At 37.1% G+C, this 16,145-nt stretch carries 18 protein-coding genes; 7 read left to right on the top strand and 11 right to left on the bottom strand.

What is annotated here, in order from left to right:
* Positions 1-73 precede the first annotated feature (73 nt).
* From EHQ43_RS04500 to EHQ43_RS04485, 4 genes are all read left to right on the top strand, one after another.
* On the top strand, positions 74-940 hold the full coding sequence (locus EHQ43_RS04500; protein ID WP_135739931.1) for an alpha/beta hydrolase: 867 nt from the start codon (positions 74-76) through the stop codon (positions 938-940).
* A 13-nt stretch (positions 941-953) separates the two neighbouring features.
* Positions 954-1,391, top strand: a complete 438-nt coding sequence (locus EHQ43_RS04495) for an FAS1-like dehydratase domain-containing protein (protein ID WP_135739932.1) — start codon at positions 954-956, stop codon at positions 1,389-1,391.
* A 17-nt stretch (positions 1,392-1,408) separates the two neighbouring features.
* The gene (locus EHQ43_RS04490) at positions 1,409-1,828 is read left to right on the top strand and encodes a MaoC/PaaZ C-terminal domain-containing protein (RefSeq protein ID WP_015677334.1); all 420 of its coding nucleotides are present in this window, start codon (positions 1,409-1,411) and stop codon (positions 1,826-1,828) included.
* Between the two features lie 142 nt (positions 1,829-1,970).
* Positions 1,971-2,396: a PH domain-containing protein gene (locus EHQ43_RS04485; RefSeq protein ID WP_135739933.1), complete on the top strand. Its 426-nt coding sequence runs from the start codon at positions 1,971-1,973 to the stop codon at positions 2,394-2,396.
* Between the two features lie 268 nt (positions 2,397-2,664).
* On the opposite strand, the gene EHQ43_RS04480 is transcribed toward EHQ43_RS04485, so the two are convergent.
* From EHQ43_RS04480 to trxA, 7 genes are all read right to left on the bottom strand, one after another.
* Entirely contained in the window at positions 2,665-2,931 is a 267-nt protein-coding gene (locus EHQ43_RS04480; protein WP_135739934.1) for a hypothetical protein, read from the bottom strand.
* 386 nt (positions 2,932-3,317) lie between these two features.
* Complete coding sequence (locus EHQ43_RS04475; RefSeq protein WP_135753391.1) at positions 3,318-3,899, bottom strand: WG repeat-containing protein; 582 nt, start codon at positions 3,897-3,899, stop codon at positions 3,318-3,320.
* A 5-nt stretch (positions 3,900-3,904) separates the two neighbouring features.
* Positions 3,905-4,660, bottom strand: a complete 756-nt coding sequence (locus EHQ43_RS04470; RefSeq protein ID WP_208730888.1) for a M15 family metallopeptidase — start codon at positions 4,658-4,660, stop codon at positions 3,905-3,907.
* 80 nt (positions 4,661-4,740) lie between these two features.
* On the bottom strand, positions 4,741-5,622 hold the full coding sequence (locus EHQ43_RS04465) for a VanW family protein (RefSeq protein ID WP_135770227.1): 882 nt from the start codon (positions 5,620-5,622) through the stop codon (positions 4,741-4,743).
* Complete coding sequence (locus EHQ43_RS04460; protein ID WP_135770226.1) at positions 5,612-6,895, bottom strand: hypothetical protein; 1,284 nt, start codon at positions 6,893-6,895, stop codon at positions 5,612-5,614. Before EHQ43_RS04460 ends, EHQ43_RS04465 begins: the two co-directional genes overlap by 11 nt.
* Before the next feature lie 5 nt (positions 6,896-6,900).
* Positions 6,901-8,193: a discoidin domain-containing protein gene (locus tag EHQ43_RS04455; RefSeq protein ID WP_135739938.1), complete on the bottom strand. Its 1,293-nt coding sequence runs from the start codon at positions 8,191-8,193 to the stop codon at positions 6,901-6,903.
* 67 nt (positions 8,194-8,260) lie between these two features.
* On the bottom strand, positions 8,261-8,575 hold the full coding sequence (gene trxA / locus EHQ43_RS04450; protein ID WP_135739939.1) for a thioredoxin: 315 nt from the start codon (positions 8,573-8,575) through the stop codon (positions 8,261-8,263).
* A 132-nt stretch (positions 8,576-8,707) separates the two neighbouring features.
* On the opposite strand from trxA, the gene EHQ43_RS04445 reads away from it, so the two are divergent.
* The gene (locus tag EHQ43_RS04445; protein ID WP_135770225.1) at positions 8,708-9,277 is read left to right on the top strand and encodes a Crp/Fnr family transcriptional regulator; all 570 of its coding nucleotides are present in this window, start codon (positions 8,708-8,710) and stop codon (positions 9,275-9,277) included.
* Here EHQ43_RS04445 and EHQ43_RS04440 read toward each other — a convergent pair.
* From EHQ43_RS04440 to EHQ43_RS04430, 3 genes are all read right to left on the bottom strand, one after another.
* Entirely contained in the window at positions 9,234-10,154 is a 921-nt protein-coding gene (locus EHQ43_RS04440) for a type 1 glutamine amidotransferase domain-containing protein (RefSeq protein WP_135770224.1), read from the bottom strand. The genes EHQ43_RS04445 and EHQ43_RS04440 overlap by 44 nt on opposite strands.
* 105 nt (positions 10,155-10,259) lie before the next feature.
* The gene (locus EHQ43_RS04435; protein ID WP_135770223.1) at positions 10,260-11,291 is read right to left on the bottom strand and encodes an MBL fold metallo-hydrolase; all 1,032 of its coding nucleotides are present in this window, start codon (positions 11,289-11,291) and stop codon (positions 10,260-10,262) included.
* Positions 11,292-11,345: 54 nt separating this feature from the next.
* Positions 11,346-13,208 carry a gamma-glutamyltransferase family protein gene (locus EHQ43_RS04430; protein ID WP_135770222.1) on the bottom strand — a complete coding sequence of 621 codons (1,863 nt, stop codon included), beginning with the start codon at positions 13,206-13,208 and terminating at the stop codon, positions 11,346-11,348.
* A gap of 380 nt (positions 13,209-13,588) precedes the next feature.
* On the opposite strand from EHQ43_RS04430, the gene EHQ43_RS04425 reads away from it, so the two are divergent.
* Both EHQ43_RS04425 and EHQ43_RS04420 read left to right on the top strand, forming a co-directional pair.
* Complete coding sequence (locus EHQ43_RS04425) at positions 13,589-14,641, top strand: SDR family oxidoreductase (protein ID WP_135739943.1); 1,053 nt, start codon at positions 13,589-13,591, stop codon at positions 14,639-14,641.
* Between the two features lie 192 nt (positions 14,642-14,833).
* Positions 14,834-15,418, top strand: coding sequence for a DUF4269 domain-containing protein (locus tag EHQ43_RS04420; RefSeq protein WP_135770221.1), 585 nt, complete (start codon positions 14,834-14,836; stop codon positions 15,416-15,418).
* A 102-nt stretch (positions 15,419-15,520) separates the two neighbouring features.
* Here EHQ43_RS04420 and EHQ43_RS04415 read toward each other — a convergent pair whose 3' ends face one another.
* A complete protein-coding gene (locus EHQ43_RS04415; protein WP_135770220.1) occupies positions 15,521-16,126 on the bottom strand; it encodes an alpha-ketoglutarate-dependent dioxygenase AlkB family protein in 606 nt (201 codons plus the stop codon).
* Positions 16,127-16,145 lie beyond the last annotated feature (19 nt).

The raw sequence follows: 16,145 nt of genomic DNA, 5'->3' as shown, positions 1-16,145 counted from the left end.
TTTGCAAAACAGGTTTCCTAAGAATAGGAAAAGTTGTTTCTTTTTAGGTTTCCATCGTCCATCCTTGACATCTATGAGCAATTGGGAACAAGCCTACTCCCGCGTGGAGTCTACCTTTCAAAACAAAGATGGTGGTAAAATTTATTACCAAATCTACCGACCAAAGTCAGGTGTCAAACGAGTGCTCGTTGTCCACCACGGGATCGGGGAACATGGTGGTCGTTATAATTTTTTATTGGAAGCGATGGCGGAACGTAATTATGCAATTTACCTGATCGACTGTCGAGGCCATGGTAAGTCCGATGGACGTCGTGGTGTCATCACTCATTTTTCTGATTTTTTTGCCGACTTAAAACAACTGATTGATATCGCCAAACAAAATGAAGGTGTTAGTAAAGTCACTTTACTCGGTCACTCTATGGGTGCTGCCATCACTTTCTTATACACAGCCACTGACAACTACCAAAATGATTTGGATGCTTATATCTGCAGTGCCCTTCCCATAAAAGTGAAAACTGATATCGTGATGGACATTAAAAAAGCAGCAGGTGGTTTTTTAGCTAAAGCGCTCCCGACTCTCACTATCCCAACTGGTCTTAATGTGAATCTCATTTCTCGTGACAAATCAGTAGTTGATGCTTACGTGAAGGACCCACTTGTACATGGAAATGTTTGTGCTTATCTAGGCGATTACCTTCTCAATTGTTATACACTTGCTTTGGAATCTGCCGAAAAAATCAAAGTGCCAATTTACATGTTCCATGGGAAAGAGGACCAAATTGCTCTCCCTGAAGGGACAAACGATGCCTTTGAACGTGTTGCGTCCAAAGACAAAACCAAAAGACTTTTTGATGAATTATACCATGAAACCATGAACGAACTTCCTAAAGACAGAGCTATCGTCTTACAAGAATTAGTTGCTTGGATCGACAAACACTAAGGAGAAAATGCCAATGGCAATAACAAAAGATATAGTTGGAAGAAAACTAGATCGTTTTGATTTCACAGTGGAACGAGGAAAAATCAAAGAATTTTGCCTCGCCATCAACGAAAAAAACCCTATCTATTTTGACGTAGAAGAAGCAAAAAAAGCAGGATACTCAGATGTTCCCGCTCCACCAACTTTCCCTACAGTCATCATGTTTTGGGGATACCCAAAGATTTGGAACGATATGGCCGAACTTGGGATCGACCTTTCCAAAATCCTTCACTTGAAAGAAGAATACACGTACCATAAAATCCTATATCCGGGCAAAGTGTACGCACAATCTGAGATTTCTGACGTTAAAGTGGGAAGAGCAGAAATCGTAACTTTCAAAACCACCATTTTCGACGAAAAAGATGATCCAATTCTCTCTGCAGAGATGGCGATTTTCATTCGTAAGGATTAATTCCAAGGAGGCAAACAATGGCAAAAATTCAATTTGATAAAGTAGAAGTTGGTCAAACTCTTCCTCCGCTAGACGTTCCTGTGATCGAACATGCAAATTTAGTTCGTTATGCGGGGGCATCTGGAGATTTTAACCCCATTCACAATGATCCTGATTTCGCAAGGAAAGCAGGTCTAGATGGAACTATCTCTCACGGTATGTACGTGATGGCACAAGTAGGAAGGCTTTGTACTTCTTGGGCAGACCAAAAAGACATCGCATACTTTGGTGTGACTTTCAAAGCGATGACAAAACTTGGCGAAAAACTAACAGTTGTTGGAACCATCAAAAAGAAATTTGAAAAAGATGGTAAAAAAACTGTGACAGTTCTCGTAGAAGCAAAAAACGAAGCTGGCGAAGTGAAGGCTGGTGGAGATTTAGTCGTCAACGCAGTTTAAAAATTTTGAATCTCAAATAAGATTCGGAAATTTTAATTTACATCAAAAAAGGCATCTGACGAAAGTTGGGTGCCTTTTTTATTGCCAAAGTTGGAACAAACATACACAATTGGCACTTCTACCTTGAGGTGAAAGGAAAATAATGCAAACTTCGGACCAAATCAAATCACAAATCCAAACTTTACTTTCCAATCACCCTGAAATCAGTGTCGACGTTCTATTTTTGTATGTGCCTGAATTTAAAATCCTAAACCAGTACCTTCAAGAGGATGAAACCATCCAAGGGTATACCATTGGCCTTTTGGAAACAAAACAACAAAAACATACGGCGGGAAAATGGTTACTGGTTCTCACGGACAAACAAATCCATTTGCTCCGTAATCCAATGTTAGGAAACCCAACGCACATCCCAATTGACTTCGTAAAATTACAAAACACGTCAACAAAACTCGGTTGGTTTTTTGGCCAAATTCAATTGGAAACAGAAGAAGAGACGTTTCGGCTCATCCAAATTGGAAAAAAAGATTACCAATTCTTTTTGCCAAGTTTCCAACCGCATTTAAAATAATCCAAATCTTTGCGCATTTCATTTAGTAATATAAATCGAATAAAAGTTTTGAATTGTTCGCTTAACACTCGCAATCTATTTGCTTCGAATCAATTCTTGGCGCCTCGAATTGATAGTTCATTCGAAATCGATTCCAAATCGACCGCGCTTTACGCTCCAATCTTTCGCTTCACGAAAGGATTTCCGCTACAATCGCTGGCGCAGGGATCGGTTGGATGGAGGATCAAAACTGGAAATTAAAAATTCAAATTTCACTGAATCACAAAATCTAAAGTTCGAGCAAAGATCTTGGTATGTTTTTAGACCGAAGGGAAACTGGAGGGTTCAATATTGCCGTAGCAAAATCTATCTTTAATTCTTGCATGATCAAATCCAAATGCTCCAAATAGATTTTTATTGCTAGAGAGTCCTCATCAGAATACTCTATCTCTTCAATTTCCTCCGGCCAATCGGGGTTATCTAACATTTCCTGAGCCTTTCTTCTCATCTCCTGAAGCTGACGCTTTGTCATTGGTTTTAAACTCGCTTTGAACATCACATTATTCCATTTCTTTTTTTATTGAATCATAAATTCTAATTAAAAATTCTCACAATCAAATTTGAAATTTTCCTTAAAAATCTATCCAAACACAATTAAAAAAAATTGAGTGAGATTGATCAAAGATAACTTTTTTTTTGCAATTTGAAGCTAATTTGTCCGACCAACAGGCGTTTAGCGTCAAAACGATTATTTAAATTTTCACTTATCAACTGTTGTGTTCAAATTATCGATACTACGGCTCTAATTTCAAAATACCTCTCGAAGAGAGAGTATAAATTTCGACTGCTGTAGGTGCAGTCATTCGACAAAACTGGAATCGCTCGAAAAGAGGAAATATATTTCTAAATTCTTAAAATGATAAGAAAAATTCTTACCCATTCCTATTCCATTTTCAACTTTCTAGTCTTCCCAGCTTCCTTCACTTCGACCAATCGTTTTTTGGCATCGAAAGAAAGGATCGCATCATATAGGACCGGCACCACCAATTTTCCTTTTCGATTAATAAGTCCATACAAACCACCCACAATTCGTTTGTGTTCTCCTTCTGGTTTCAACTCACATCCGTTACATACAATCGCATGTCCATTTTCAAAAGGATATACAAAATCATAAGTTGCAACAATGACCTTTTGGCAACGTTCGTTATGAAATCCCATTTTCCCATTTTCCACAAACCTTGCGAGCTTCTCAGAAAGGTAGTCAGGACCATTGTCATACAGAAAACTTTCGAGTAATACATTGTTTTTTTGATCGATACAAACCCATTTATTTTTTGAAACAACGAAGGACACACCGGTGCTAGTGAATTCCATTGTTTGTTCATATTGGGGTTGAATAATCACATTTCCTTTTTTGTCTTTAAATCCGTACAATCCATTTTCTTCAAAGGAGGTAAGACTCTTGGTCTTTGCAAAGAGAGAATTAGATACAATCAAATACAAGAGTAAAATTCGTTTGTTCATTCGTATTACCTTACACCATCATCTTGTAACTCTTCAAATGGAATGTCCAATACTTCATACCCTGCACAATCCAAAAAATCAAAATGCCACCATTCCGTTTTGTTGACTCTAAATCCAAATCGGCTCATCCCGGCGATGAGTTTGTCTCTGTTTTGTTTGATCATTGGATCAGATACCGGAGCATTCGCCCAAGCTGCTTTTTCAAAGGAATCATATTCGGTTGGCATTTGTAATTCCTGTTTCGTTTTGTTATCTACCAAAGTTAAATCGATCGCACAACCTTTGTTATGTCTTGATCCGGTTTTGGGAGATGCCACATAACGAGTATCCTTGATCAATTCATAAAACGTAACAGTCGCGCGATATGGTCTATATGCATCGTAAACCTGAATCGAATATCCTTGTTTTAAAAAATCCATTTGGGCATTGCGGAGAGCCTCTGCGACTCGTTTTCTAGCAAAGGCCTTACCGAGGGTGTAAATCTTCCTACCCGAGAAATTGTTGTCTGTGGCATAACGAATTTCCAAAACAATTTGGGGAATGGTTTCTAAGTTAACCAAAACACGATTTGGATCTTTTGTAGCAGAATGTAGATAGGCCTTTTTGTCAAAAACGATGAGTTTCGTTTCCTCACTGTGTATTGAAAAACTTAGGATTGTTAGAAAAAGAAAAGGGAGATAGGAACTCTTTATAACCATTTTTAAGGAAGTTACGATTCTATTATGCAATTGATTGATACGAATTTCAGAATTTTTAAACATACCACGACCTTCCATCTTTCCTGCTCACTTCCACTTATTTTATTCCAAATATAATTGCAAAATGGATACAACTGAGCAAATCACTGTGTGGGATCATTTTTCCTTTGATCTGATTCTAATAATGGTTCATACATCATCCAAGCGATATTTTCTGTGACCAATTGGTCATCCACTATTTCCTTTGTGGATTTTAAGAAAACCTTTCTACGAATAGTATTCCTACGTGTATAACCACCATAAGGCTCGGCATGGAAAGCATGGTATGATTCATAAACGGAGTAAGAGTAAGGGATTTCACGATCCGTTCTCCATTCACCATTTAAATGATCATTTTGAATCCAAATATGTAACACAAACGGTTGTTTGGTTGTATTTTGAATTTGTAGGTCGATGTAATTATAAGACAAGGTAGCCCCCGATCCAAAGGGAAGTGTTCGGTTGGAATCAGGAAAGATATCAAAACTATGCCGCCATCTTTCTTTTACCGTGAGTGGCGAGTGGAGTGTCATCCAATAAATTAAATTTGCCATTTGGCAAAGACCACCACCTGTTCTTTCCACAAACCCGCCATTCTTAAGCTGCATCCCTGGCAAATAACCTTTTCGTTTCGTAGGTTTCCCCACTAAATACCAAAAAGAAAAAACTTGGTCTGGTTCCAAAAGGATTCCATTTATCTTTTGTAAGGCGATTGATAAATTGACTTTTTTATTTTCTTGGAGGTACATAGGAACATCTTTCAGTTTTCGATAGATGGGAGAATTGTGTGAAACTATAGAAATTGGAAATTCTTTCTCAATAAGTTTCGATTCCACAATTTTTTTAGCGAAGAATTTCTGTTCGCATAACCAAACAAAGTTTCTTTTCCATTGGAAATACAATTTTCCTAAGAAGAGACGGAGTTCACTTCTGTGAACTTTTTTGGGGAATAATCCAGGAATGTGTTTTCGAAACCTAAATCCCATATTTTTGTTTTCTCTGAATGAATCCTGGCCGTTTACGATATGGATTTTTCCAAGACTTGGCAATCGATATTAGTTTCGAATTTCTTTTTTCTAACCAATGACGGTAATGTTGCCAATCATTCTCCAATACGAGTTGGTATTCACCCATGGGTTCTATGAGAGAAAAAATTGGATTTCCATTCTCTTTACTGGCACGGAGGTTTTCCATTCGGATGCCATATACAAGTCGATACACTTGCGTTCCTCTAGGAAGTTCCGAAATGGCTTTGTCATCTGGCTCCCAAGACATACAATCCTTTCTAAATTGAAAATGATAGTATTCGCAGAAACCATGGTGTGCAACAAGCAGACCATTACTCGAAACAGATGCGGCTTTTTCCCCTGGAATCCACATAGTTTCATAAGGGTAACGAAATAAATTGGGAGTTTGGATCAAAACAAAGAACCACAACCCAAAACTAACAGCTGTAATGAGAACTTGTTTGGAATTGAATTGGGAAAAAATTTCTGTCACAAGTAGAAAAGAGATTAAAATTCGAAATTGGATATCGGCAAAATGAAACAACGGTAGAACGAGAAACATTCCGATCAAACCAAGGTTAAGGCGAATGGAAAGGTATCGATCTGGAACATTTTTTCCAAAAATCAATACAATCCAATCCCACAAAATCCCAATACCCATTATTTCATATGCTGCATAGATTGGAAAGGTTTTACCATCCACCACAAAACGGTCATTATCATTTGTAGGAAGCAAATATGGGACGATGACCAAAATCAAAAATAGAATTAAATCATACTTTCTTGGAATTTTATAAATACACCAAAGTCCTAGTCCCAAAACCCCTACCATGGTATGAAACCAAGTTGTGCATAGAAAAAAGATTCCAACAATCAACCATTTACCATATTTTCTTGTGAATCGATCTGAAAAGTAAATACCATATGTCAAAAGGAGAAATCCAAGTGCCCAAGCTTGTTTTGGATAAAGAAAACCCAAAACAAAAACCATAACACTTGGTAACGGATTCCAAGATTCATTTGATGATTTGAGTAAGTACCTAGCCAAATATAAACAGGTTAATAACCAAATGACTGTTAGTAATTGAAATACAAATAAACTTTGGTCGTTGGTTCCTAAAAACCGAAAAACGAGGGCAACAATGTGAAAAACAGGAGAACGATCTGGAGAATGTAATTCTCCAGTTTCTATGAGTGAAATTGCTTGGACACCATACCAATAGATGTCCTTACCAAATAAGGAATCAAACAAACGAGTTAATTGGAAATTTGGACTTTTTTGCCCACCATTTGGATTCCGTTCCCAACTTTTTTCACGATCAGCGTATCACCAAAGATCACCGTTGATTTCTCTTCCGTTTTTTCAGAATAAGGACTATTGGAATCTAAACTTTGGGTCACCACTTTGTGATCACGACCAAAAATTTTAATTTTTGCTTCGGTGGCTGTAGCTTCCAAAAAGACCCAATTACCATCTAACACTCGTTTTTCATTCAGATCATCTAACCAAATCACAAAGGATCCATTTGATCGAAAGACATAATCCATTCTCCCTTCAGGTATATCTGCAAAGTAAGCTTTGTTCACTATAGAAGAAAGAATCGTATTTTTGGATTTGGAAATAATCGATTCTTTGAATTCGTTAGCGTTCTGATCAAAGACGGTAAATCGTTTTCCTTTTTCACCAAGAAAGATGATTTCAGCGATCACAGTATCCTTCCAAGTTTTCCCTGTTCTAACCTTTTGGATCGTAAAAGTAAAGGTTTTGCCAGAAAGAGTTTTTGGAAAAAAAATCCTTTGTCCTCCTTGTTTGTCCGCTACAGGGATAACAAAGGATTCCGATCCGTTGGACACAAGTAATTCTGTGACCGATCCATTTTTATGAAAAAGTGCATCCAACCTTTGGTAACCATTAAAAATCTCAATCCCTGCTAAATCAATCTTGTCTTCCAATTGCACTTGGATGGATTCTCCCACCCCATCGGTTTTTACACCTTCCACCCAAGCAAAATCGATACTCCCATCAAACAATCCATAGGCGGGATAGTTAGGCAAAGTACTACTAGCAGTTACCTGTCCTTCTACTGGTTCCGGATAAAGTACATCGAGTTTTTTTCCATTTTTAAAAAATGAAACTGTTTTGATACCATTGGCAGCATCGGGTAAAAGATAAATAACATGGACACCATTGGATTTGATTTTGAGTGGTGTTTCTTTTGAGCAGTCAAAATTAGTCGCATAACTTCCATCTTTATAAAAAGCTACGTATCCTTTTTTCTCTTGGCATTCGATGGATATTTCATTAAAGTAAGCACGTCCATCTGTTTTCCCAGCTTGGTTCCATTTAGCTCCATTGGAAAAAAAGATGGTAATCCCATCTAAACTTGTTTCCGGTTTCCATAGTTTACCAGGGATGAATACATTGATGGGAATGGTTCCATCTGCGGAAGAAGCTGCTTGGATCCTTTCAATGACAATTGACGTTTCAATCGAACTTTGATAGGAGAATAGTAAATAAAATGACAAAAGAGCAAAGATTGTTTTTTTCAAGAAGGTTCACCTCAGAGAAACAAAGAATCCAATACTCTTTTGGATGGTTCAAGTAAAAAATAAAGAGTTAAATGTAACTTCCAAAAACTTTTTTAAACTCTTCACTTCGCATAGCACCAGAAATACGATGAATCTCTTTCCCATTTTTAAATAAAATAAATGTTGGTATTCCTGAGATTCCATATTTGCCAGCAATTTCTTGTTTTTCATCAGTATTCACTTTGATGATGGAAACCTTTCCTTTCCAGTCCTTGGCAAGTTTTTCAAGTTCAGGCGCTACCATTTTGCAGGGACCACACCAAGGAGCCCAAAAATCCACTAAAATAGGTTTATCATGAGTTTGGAGTAAGGATTCAAAACTTTTTGGGTAAACTTCAGACATAACTGCCTCCTATCCATTAGACTATATACCTGCCAGGGTATATAGAAAAAGTAAAAAATTTTGAACTTACATTAAATTTTTAAATATTATTTTCTATCAAACTTCTGAATTCGTAATGGAAATGGGAATCCTATGACGCAATTACAAAACCATACAGATGAGTGGGCACAAATCATTGAGATTTTCCAAAACAAAGGCAAACTTATAAAATTAAGGAAAAAAGAATTCTATGCAAAACAAAACGAATCTTTCGATAGCATTGGTTATGTGAAAAAAGGTGCGTTTAAACTTGTTTATCATAACACGAAAAAACAATGGATCAAATCCTTTCTCTTTGAAGGTTCATTCCTGGGAAGTATCCCAAGTATTTTGCAAAAAAAACCAAGTACCTATTCCATCATTTCGATAGAAACATCTGAAGTTTTCGTATTACCAAAAAACGTTTGGAAACAATTGTTTGGAGAGGAATCCTCCTTCCAAAAATTTCTCATTCAATTTTTAACGACTCTGTATTTAAAAAAAGAAAAACGTGTTTCCGATTTTTTGCTTTTAGATGCTCGTCACCGATACCAAGAATTTATAAAAGAATATTACCCTCATATTTCAAGAATTTCCCAAATAGACCAAGCTGCCTATTTGGGAATCACAAACGTGGAAGTTAGTCGGTTGAGGAAACGTTTTTTTGCAAATAATCCTGAATAGCTTCCCAAAACAATTCGCTAAATTCGATGCCAGAAAATGGATTTTGAGATGTGATTAAATTTCTGTCTCGTATCGCATAACTTCGACCAGGTAAAAAAGAAGATTTGTAATCCATACCTAAATCTTTTAGAGATCCTGAAATATTTCTTACTTTGGGTGTACCCTTCATGACAAACGTTTCAATAAACCACTCTTCAATTTTTGTTACTGAATTCACTTTATATCCTTTGAAAATAAAATGTTCATTTTCACCTTCCAAGTGTAATGTAGTTAACAAAGCAGGTGCATGGCAAACAAGTCCGATTGGTTTTTGTTTTTCGTGGAAAATTTTTAGTAATTGTGGTATTTTTCCATCGTACAACAAATCGGTCATAAGCCCTTGTCCACCAGGTACTAAAATTCCCAAAAATGTATGATTGTCTCCTATCGCTTTTTCTAAAGTGATTGGTTTTTTGTATGTAGGAAACGATGATAATAATTGGATTGCTTCCTCTTTTTCAGCGTTGGATTTCCAATATTTTTCTTTTGTGCTTTCGGGATCGATTGTTGTCTTTTTTCCAAATGGTGTCGCAAACACAATTTCGAATCCTTTTTCATGTAACATTTTAACAGGAAAATAGAGTTCATTTAAAAAAACACCTGTTGGATGTTTTCTGAAACCATCTAACAAAATTGTATCGGAGGCACTCATCACCACAAGAATTTTAGGTTTTCCTTCGGGATCTGCCATAAGTCCAGATGGCAATAGACTCGTTAAACACAATGTTACCAAGTAGAATCTAAATTTTCCCCATCCAAGAAAATCAGTTTGTTTGTTATCCTTGTTCTCTTTCGATTGCGTAATGATTTTACCATTCTTTTGATTCAAAATACCCATCACATTCACTCCTACTAACTAGTATTCAAAGCCAATCAATGGAATGATTGGCTTTATCTATAGAGTGTGGAATGATCGGGAAAAATTTTAACCTAGGTTAAATAATTAAAATAAATCAAGAGATTCAAAACCCTGTAACAACTGAACTTGGATTTGGTCTTTCGATGTTCTTTTTAACAATTCTTGCATATTGGCATCAAAATCATCTCCAAGTTTCAGATTTGGTTCCAACGGTTTGTTTAGTGGTTTGAAAAAATTATCCCAATGGATGGGAATGATGAGTTTTGGATTCAATTTTTGAATGGTTTCTTCGAAGTATTCTTCCTGGAAAGGTTTTGGTTGTAAGGACAATTGGGCAATTCCTAAAAACAAAACATCTGCTTTGATTTTGTCATATGCTCCCTTTACAAAATTGGTACTACTTTTGATCACAATTTTATTTTTACCATGTTGGATAAAAAAATCAAAAGTTCCCCCCTCTATATACTCTAATGCTTTTACTGGAGGGACTAGCGGAGTTGTGATGTTAGGAAAATTTGGATCCGTTGCATTAGTTTTTCCTAAGATACGAAAAGGAGGAGTGTGTTTGGACTCTAATACAGTAATGGTAAACTTTCCCAGTTTGATTGGTTTTCCAACTTGAAACTCTTCCATGTTTTCCTTATCTAAACCTGCCCCAAGTCCAACATTGATTGTCGAATTAGATCCATATAACTTTGATTTGGTGAATTTTGCCACAAATGGTGCATCCATGGCATGGTCATAATGTGAGTGGCAAACGAAAATGCCTTTCAATCGATTGATCTTTGCCTTTTCTAGAACAGAAGTCAGAGTGACGGGATCAGATTCGATTTTTGTAAATGCCGTTTTCCACAATGACGGTCTCGTAAAAAATCCATCGGTTAAAACTTGTGTTTCTCCATCATCTAACAATATGGATGTCGTACCTAAAAAAGTAACTCTTATCTTTCCTTTTTGGATGGAAGTGTTTGGATTCTCATGAGGAAAATACGATTCATATCCTTTTAGATCACCTGAAGGTCGAAACGCACAATGAAGGCTCATTAATGCAAATGTTCCAAACAGGAATCCTCGAAACAAAGCTTGTAATCGATTGTTTTTTAAATATTGAATCATTGTTTCTCCAAAATTATTTCTAATGTCCTCTCCTTAGAAAATTAAAAATCCTTATCACTTTCCTTCCGCAAAAGACACTTCTCTAGGATCGGCAACCCCAAGCAAACGATTATTCTTTGCATCATTAATCACCGCACATATGGCTCCAAAGTCATTATCCAAATGTCCTTTTTGATACACTTTGTATCCTTTACTTTTAAGCGAATCGGATACAACTTTATAAAGTGACTCTTCAAGTTCAATACCACCAGGACGATAGGTATGAGGAGAAAAACTATCAGGCCAGTTCACGGATCGAAACCTTGGTGCCTCAACAGCTTTTTGTGGGTCCATTCCAAAAACGATTACATTCAAAAAAAACTGAATCATCGCTTGGCTTTGCACATCTCCTCCAGGAGTACCAAAACTCATCCATAATTTTCCATTTTTGAGAACCATACCAGGGTTAGGTGTTATTCGAGGTCTTTTGCCTGGGAATAAGGACGAAGGATGATTAGGATCCAATCGAAACTGTGTCATACGAATTCCAAGTGTGAGCCCAGTACCTGGAACCATCGGTGATTGTGGAAAATCACTAGGTGTGAGTGAAACTGCATTGCCATCGGCATCTACTATGCTCAGATAAGTTGTGTCTTTTCCATACTTAATTTCACTTACTGATTGATCTTCATGTTTGTTGATAGAATCATTTTTTGATTTAGGTTTTTTGCTCGAAAAGGCCCAAGGATTTCCATTAGGAGGTGTTTTACCAAAAGCTTCCTTTTGCAAAAGTTTTCGTCTCAATTCAGCATATTTTTTGGATAATAAACCATCCATAGGAACATCAACAAACTTAGGATCGCCAAAATAAGTTTCTCGGTCTGCAATCACCAACTCAATCGCTTGTGAGACCGTATGAATGTATTCAGGTGAGTTATGACCCATTGATTTCAAATCAACTCCATCTAACAGTTGCAAAACCATTGGTACCACTGGTCCTTGTGTCCAAGTTTGGTTTGATAATATTTGATAGTCACGATACTCTCCAACAACTGGTTTTTCCCAACCTCCAGAATACTCGCTTAAGTCATCCTTTGTGATAAGACCACCTTTTTCTTTATGTAATTTGACAATCGCATCGGAAACTGGTCCTTTATAAAAATAATCCCTGACTGCTTCTAACGCTTGTTTTCTGGTTCTTCCTTTTTTTAATGCAAATTTTTCTTCATCGGACATCAATTTCCATGTTTTTGCCAAATCCAATCGTTTCGTTAATTCACCTTCTTGGATATTGTACCACCATTTTTTTTCTAGATAAACTTCCGAATTGTAAGGCATAAGGATTGTGAAACCCAACCGCTTGTACAGTGGTAAATCCAAATTTTTTACCAAAATTCGGTTGGCTGGGAATCCCTCTTCTGCGATACGAATCGCAGGTTCCACTAATTCTGAAAAAGATTTGGTTCCATGGTCCTGTAACAGACGTACAATGACATCAGGTGAGGCAGGTAATAACTGTGATAAAATGGAATTTTTTGGCATTACATCATAACCTTTCTCTTTGAACCATTGGATCGTAGCTTGTTTGGGGGCTGTCCCTGCTCCGATATAACTTTTGACTTTGCCAGTTTTATTTTCATAAATCAAAGTTGGTGCAACGGAAGGGAAACTTGCAGCCTCTCCATTTGTTACATTTAACACGAGTAAGGCTGCTACTGCTGCATCAGTTGCATTCCCTCCGTCTTCTAAGACTTTGATCGCTGCTTTCGTAGCAAGAGGATTTCCTGTTGCTACCATATACTTTTTCCCAATACTTACATCTCTCAAACTACCTTGCGGGTCGACATACCCGGGAACGATTGGTCTTCGACTTCCTAGACAATGGTACAAAAAAAATAGTATGAAGATAGTTTGACTAACTTTGATTAAGATTCTCATGATACCCCGAAATATTGGATTGCCTAAACTCTAATCGAAATTTATTTCATGTCTAACTATTTTTTTATGGCGCCTCTTCCGGCTCTACGCTGCAATCTTTGCTTCGCAAAGGATTTACGCTACGATCCGGGGCGTAGTTTGCTCGTTTAACTGTGATTTGTATGCTTTCGATGAATCAATTTGTACTTGCGAGAGGGATTTGAAGGACTTGGTCCCTCTTTTCCACATTCTGGAAAAGAGGGACGGGAGCGAATGCGGACTCCGGAAAAGCCCGACCCATAGGGACTCGCCCACCAAAAGAATACAGATTTGATTTTTGTTTTTTTGTATTGGTTAGGAAATGTTGGCACTGCAGATACGATTCGAGTCTAAATTTTAATATGAAATTTATTAATGAAAATTTGCCCGTTGTTGTCACTGGTGGTTCAGGATACATTGCTTCTTGGATCGTAAAATATTTGTTAGAAGATGGAAAGAAAGTAAGAACTACGATTCGAAGCCTTAAAGATACTTCGAAAATCCAACATCTCTTGGATTTAAAAGAAAAGTTCAAAGACAATCTGACTTTCTTTGAGGCAGATCTTATGGTCGAAGGAAGTTTCGACAAATGTATTGAAGGCTCCGAACTCGTGATTCATACTGCTTCTCCTTTTTTTGTGGCAGGTATTAAAGATGCACAAAAACAATTGATCGATCCTGCATTACAAGGAACCAGAAATGTTCTCGAATCTTGCAATCGCATTTCTTCCGTTAAACGAGTTGTTTTAACTTCGAGTGTAGCCGCAATTCATGGGGACAATATTGATTCCTTACAAGTCCCAAACCAAACATTTACAGAAGAACATTGGAATACCACAAGTAGCCTGACACACCAACCATATGCTTACTCGAAAACACTTGCCGAGAAGGAAGCATGGGAAATTCAAAAAAAACAATCACGTTGGGATTTGGTTGTCATCAATCCTTCTTTTGTAATGGGTCCATCACTTTCCAAACGTTTGGATGGTACAAGTGTGGAGTTTATGAAGAATATGTTGAAAGGAATTTTCCGCACAGGTGTTCCTGATACAAAAATGGGATTTGTTGATGTCAGAGATGTCGCAAAAGCACATATCTTAGCAGGTTTTACACAAAACGCAAAGGGAAGGCATATCACTTCGGCGGAAGTTTTACCGATGTTAGGCATTGCAAAAATCATCAAAGAAAAATTTGGAAAAAAATATTCTGTTCCAACGAGTGTTCTTCCTAAACCTCTTGTGTATTTGATAGGTCCTTTTTTTGGATTATCTTGGGGTTATACAAAAAAAAATATTGGCCAACCATTAAACTTAAACAATGATTATAGTAAAAAAGATTTGTCTCTCACCTATCGTCCGTTAAAAGAAACTATCATCGACCATGTGAACCAAATGGAAAGCTCAGGATTGTTATAATATTGAATTGATTTAATGAGATTGGGAATTGGTGGAACTGCGAAATTTTCTTGAAAATTTTTGGTAAGATTGAATTCCCAAGAGACAAGCGTTATGTTTTATGGTAGGAGTTCGGGCAGGAATTTTCACCCACAAGCCCACCACCACCACCCAATGAGGGTGGGGGCCGGTACCGAGCACATGAGACATAATATGCAATCGCTAGAGACCAATCCGTTTTTACAACCAGACTATTTGCGATTGGGAAATCCCAAACAACAAGAATTGTGGGCAGATTTAGAAAAATGGAAAATTATAAAACACTTAAATGGATTTAAACCAACTCTTGCCGGTACGATCCCGATTGGAATTGATACCGAGAAAAGTGATGTCGATATATTAGTCAAATTCAATCTCCCTTCACATTTGCAAAAAGTCTGTTACGCAAAATTTCGTAACCTCCCGAATTATTCATTCTCAGAAAAAACCATTTCTCTTCGAGTCAGTTTGATCTGTCGTTTTTCAACATCGAAGTTCCAATATGAAATTTTTGGCCAGTCGGTAGAACCAACGGAACAATATGCTTGGATCCATATGATGGTAGAAAATCGATTTTTAAATTTAGCGAATGATCGTTTTCGAGTGTCCATACTTGATTTAAAACGAAATGGAATGAAAACAGAACATGCCTTTTGCCAAACTCTTTCGCTCAAAGGGGATCCATTCAAAACACTTTTGCTTTGGAATCAGAAATCGGACGATGAGTATAGAGACTTGCTATCCAAAAATGGTTTTTGATTCTTTTGAGTGTTGGGATTAATTGAATGAATGATTCAATGAAGGAATTGAATGGATTTTAATCTCTTTTACGAAAAGATTCTATTTGAATCGAATTGATTCTCACATCATTCCAAATTGCCGAAAGGTTAAATTGATGCGGGGTCGTTTGACTTTGAGTGCTTTCGGTAAAGAATGAAGCCAATGGTGTTGGATCTCTGCTTGCATCAAAAGCAAACTCCCCGGTTCTAAAGACAATTCCACGAATGAATTCTTTTTTTTATGTTTGAATCGAAAGATCCTCTCTGCGCCTAAACTGACAGAAGCGATCGTCGAATTTTGTTTGAGAGACGTTTCATCATCACTATGCCAAGCCATCCCTTCCGAACCATTATGGTATAAATTTAATAAACAGGAATTGAAAGTTTCGTTTGTTTCTCTTTCTACTTCTTCTTTTAATTCTAATAGTTCTTTGGACCAAGGTAAGGCGGTTTTCGTCGTCCCAGAATACCGATAGGAAAAGCCTTTGTCTGCATACCAAGCTACACTTCTTTTGGTCGTAATGTGTTTACCATAAAGAATGGCTTCATCTTGTTTCCATTCAATGGTTCTGAGAAAGGTTTCGAAATATTCATGGCTTTTTTTCGAATCCAAAAACTGAGGGTGGTAAATCAAAATCCCATCAAAGGGCAAAAGATTCGAATGCGGAGTTTGTTGGAATAAATTCATAACTCAAAAGATAATCTCA

It is taken from the genome of Leptospira bouyouniensis, from assembly GCF_004769525.1.
Classification (GTDB): Bacteria; Spirochaetota; Leptospiria; order Leptospirales; family Leptospiraceae; genus Leptospira_A; species Leptospira_A bouyouniensis.
This window is presented reverse-complemented; position numbering and strand designations above follow the sequence as displayed.

Excerpts from the sequence above, each read along its gene's own strand:
- EHQ43_RS04500 (WP_135739931.1), top strand. The coding sequence starts at position 74 with ATGAGCAATTGGGAACAAGCCTACTCCCGCGTGGAGTCTACCTTTCAA.
- EHQ43_RS04495 (WP_135739932.1), top strand. The coding sequence starts at position 954 with ATGGCAATAACAAAAGATATAGTTGGAAGAAAACTAGATCGTTTTGAT.
- EHQ43_RS04490 (WP_015677334.1), top strand. The coding sequence starts at position 1,409 with ATGGCAAAAATTCAATTTGATAAAGTAGAAGTTGGTCAAACTCTTCCT.
- EHQ43_RS04485 (WP_135739933.1), top strand. The coding sequence starts at position 1,971 with ATGCAAACTTCGGACCAAATCAAATCACAAATCCAAACTTTACTTTCC.
- EHQ43_RS04480 (WP_135739934.1), bottom strand. The coding sequence starts at position 2,931 with ATGTTCAAAGCGAGTTTAAAACCAATGACAAAGCGTCAGCTTCAGGAG.
- EHQ43_RS04475 (WP_135753391.1), bottom strand. The coding sequence starts at position 3,899 with ATGAACAAACGAATTTTACTCTTGTATTTGATTGTATCTAATTCTCTC.
- EHQ43_RS04470 (WP_208730888.1), bottom strand. The coding sequence starts at position 4,660 with ATGTTTAAAAATTCTGAAATTCGTATCAATCAATTGCATAATAGAATC.
- EHQ43_RS04465 (WP_135770227.1), bottom strand. The coding sequence starts at position 5,622 with ATGGGATTTAGGTTTCGAAAACACATTCCTGGATTATTCCCCAAAAAA.
- trxA (WP_135739939.1), bottom strand. The coding sequence starts at position 8,575 with ATGTCTGAAGTTTACCCAAAAAGTTTTGAATCCTTACTCCAAACTCAT.
- EHQ43_RS04445 (WP_135770225.1), top strand. The coding sequence starts at position 8,708 with ATGACGCAATTACAAAACCATACAGATGAGTGGGCACAAATCATTGAG.
- EHQ43_RS04440 (WP_135770224.1), bottom strand. The coding sequence starts at position 10,154 with ATGGGTATTTTGAATCAAAAGAATGGTAAAATCATTACGCAATCGAAA.
- EHQ43_RS04435 (WP_135770223.1), bottom strand. The coding sequence starts at position 11,291 with ATGATTCAATATTTAAAAAACAATCGATTACAAGCTTTGTTTCGAGGA.
- EHQ43_RS04430 (WP_135770222.1), bottom strand. The coding sequence starts at position 13,208 with ATGAGAATCTTAATCAAAGTTAGTCAAACTATCTTCATACTATTTTTT.
- EHQ43_RS04425 (WP_135739943.1), top strand. The coding sequence starts at position 13,589 with ATGAAATTTATTAATGAAAATTTGCCCGTTGTTGTCACTGGTGGTTCA.
- EHQ43_RS04420 (WP_135770221.1), top strand. The coding sequence starts at position 14,834 with ATGCAATCGCTAGAGACCAATCCGTTTTTACAACCAGACTATTTGCGA.
- EHQ43_RS04415 (WP_135770220.1), bottom strand. The coding sequence starts at position 16,126 with ATGAATTTATTCCAACAAACTCCGCATTCGAATCTTTTGCCCTTTGAT.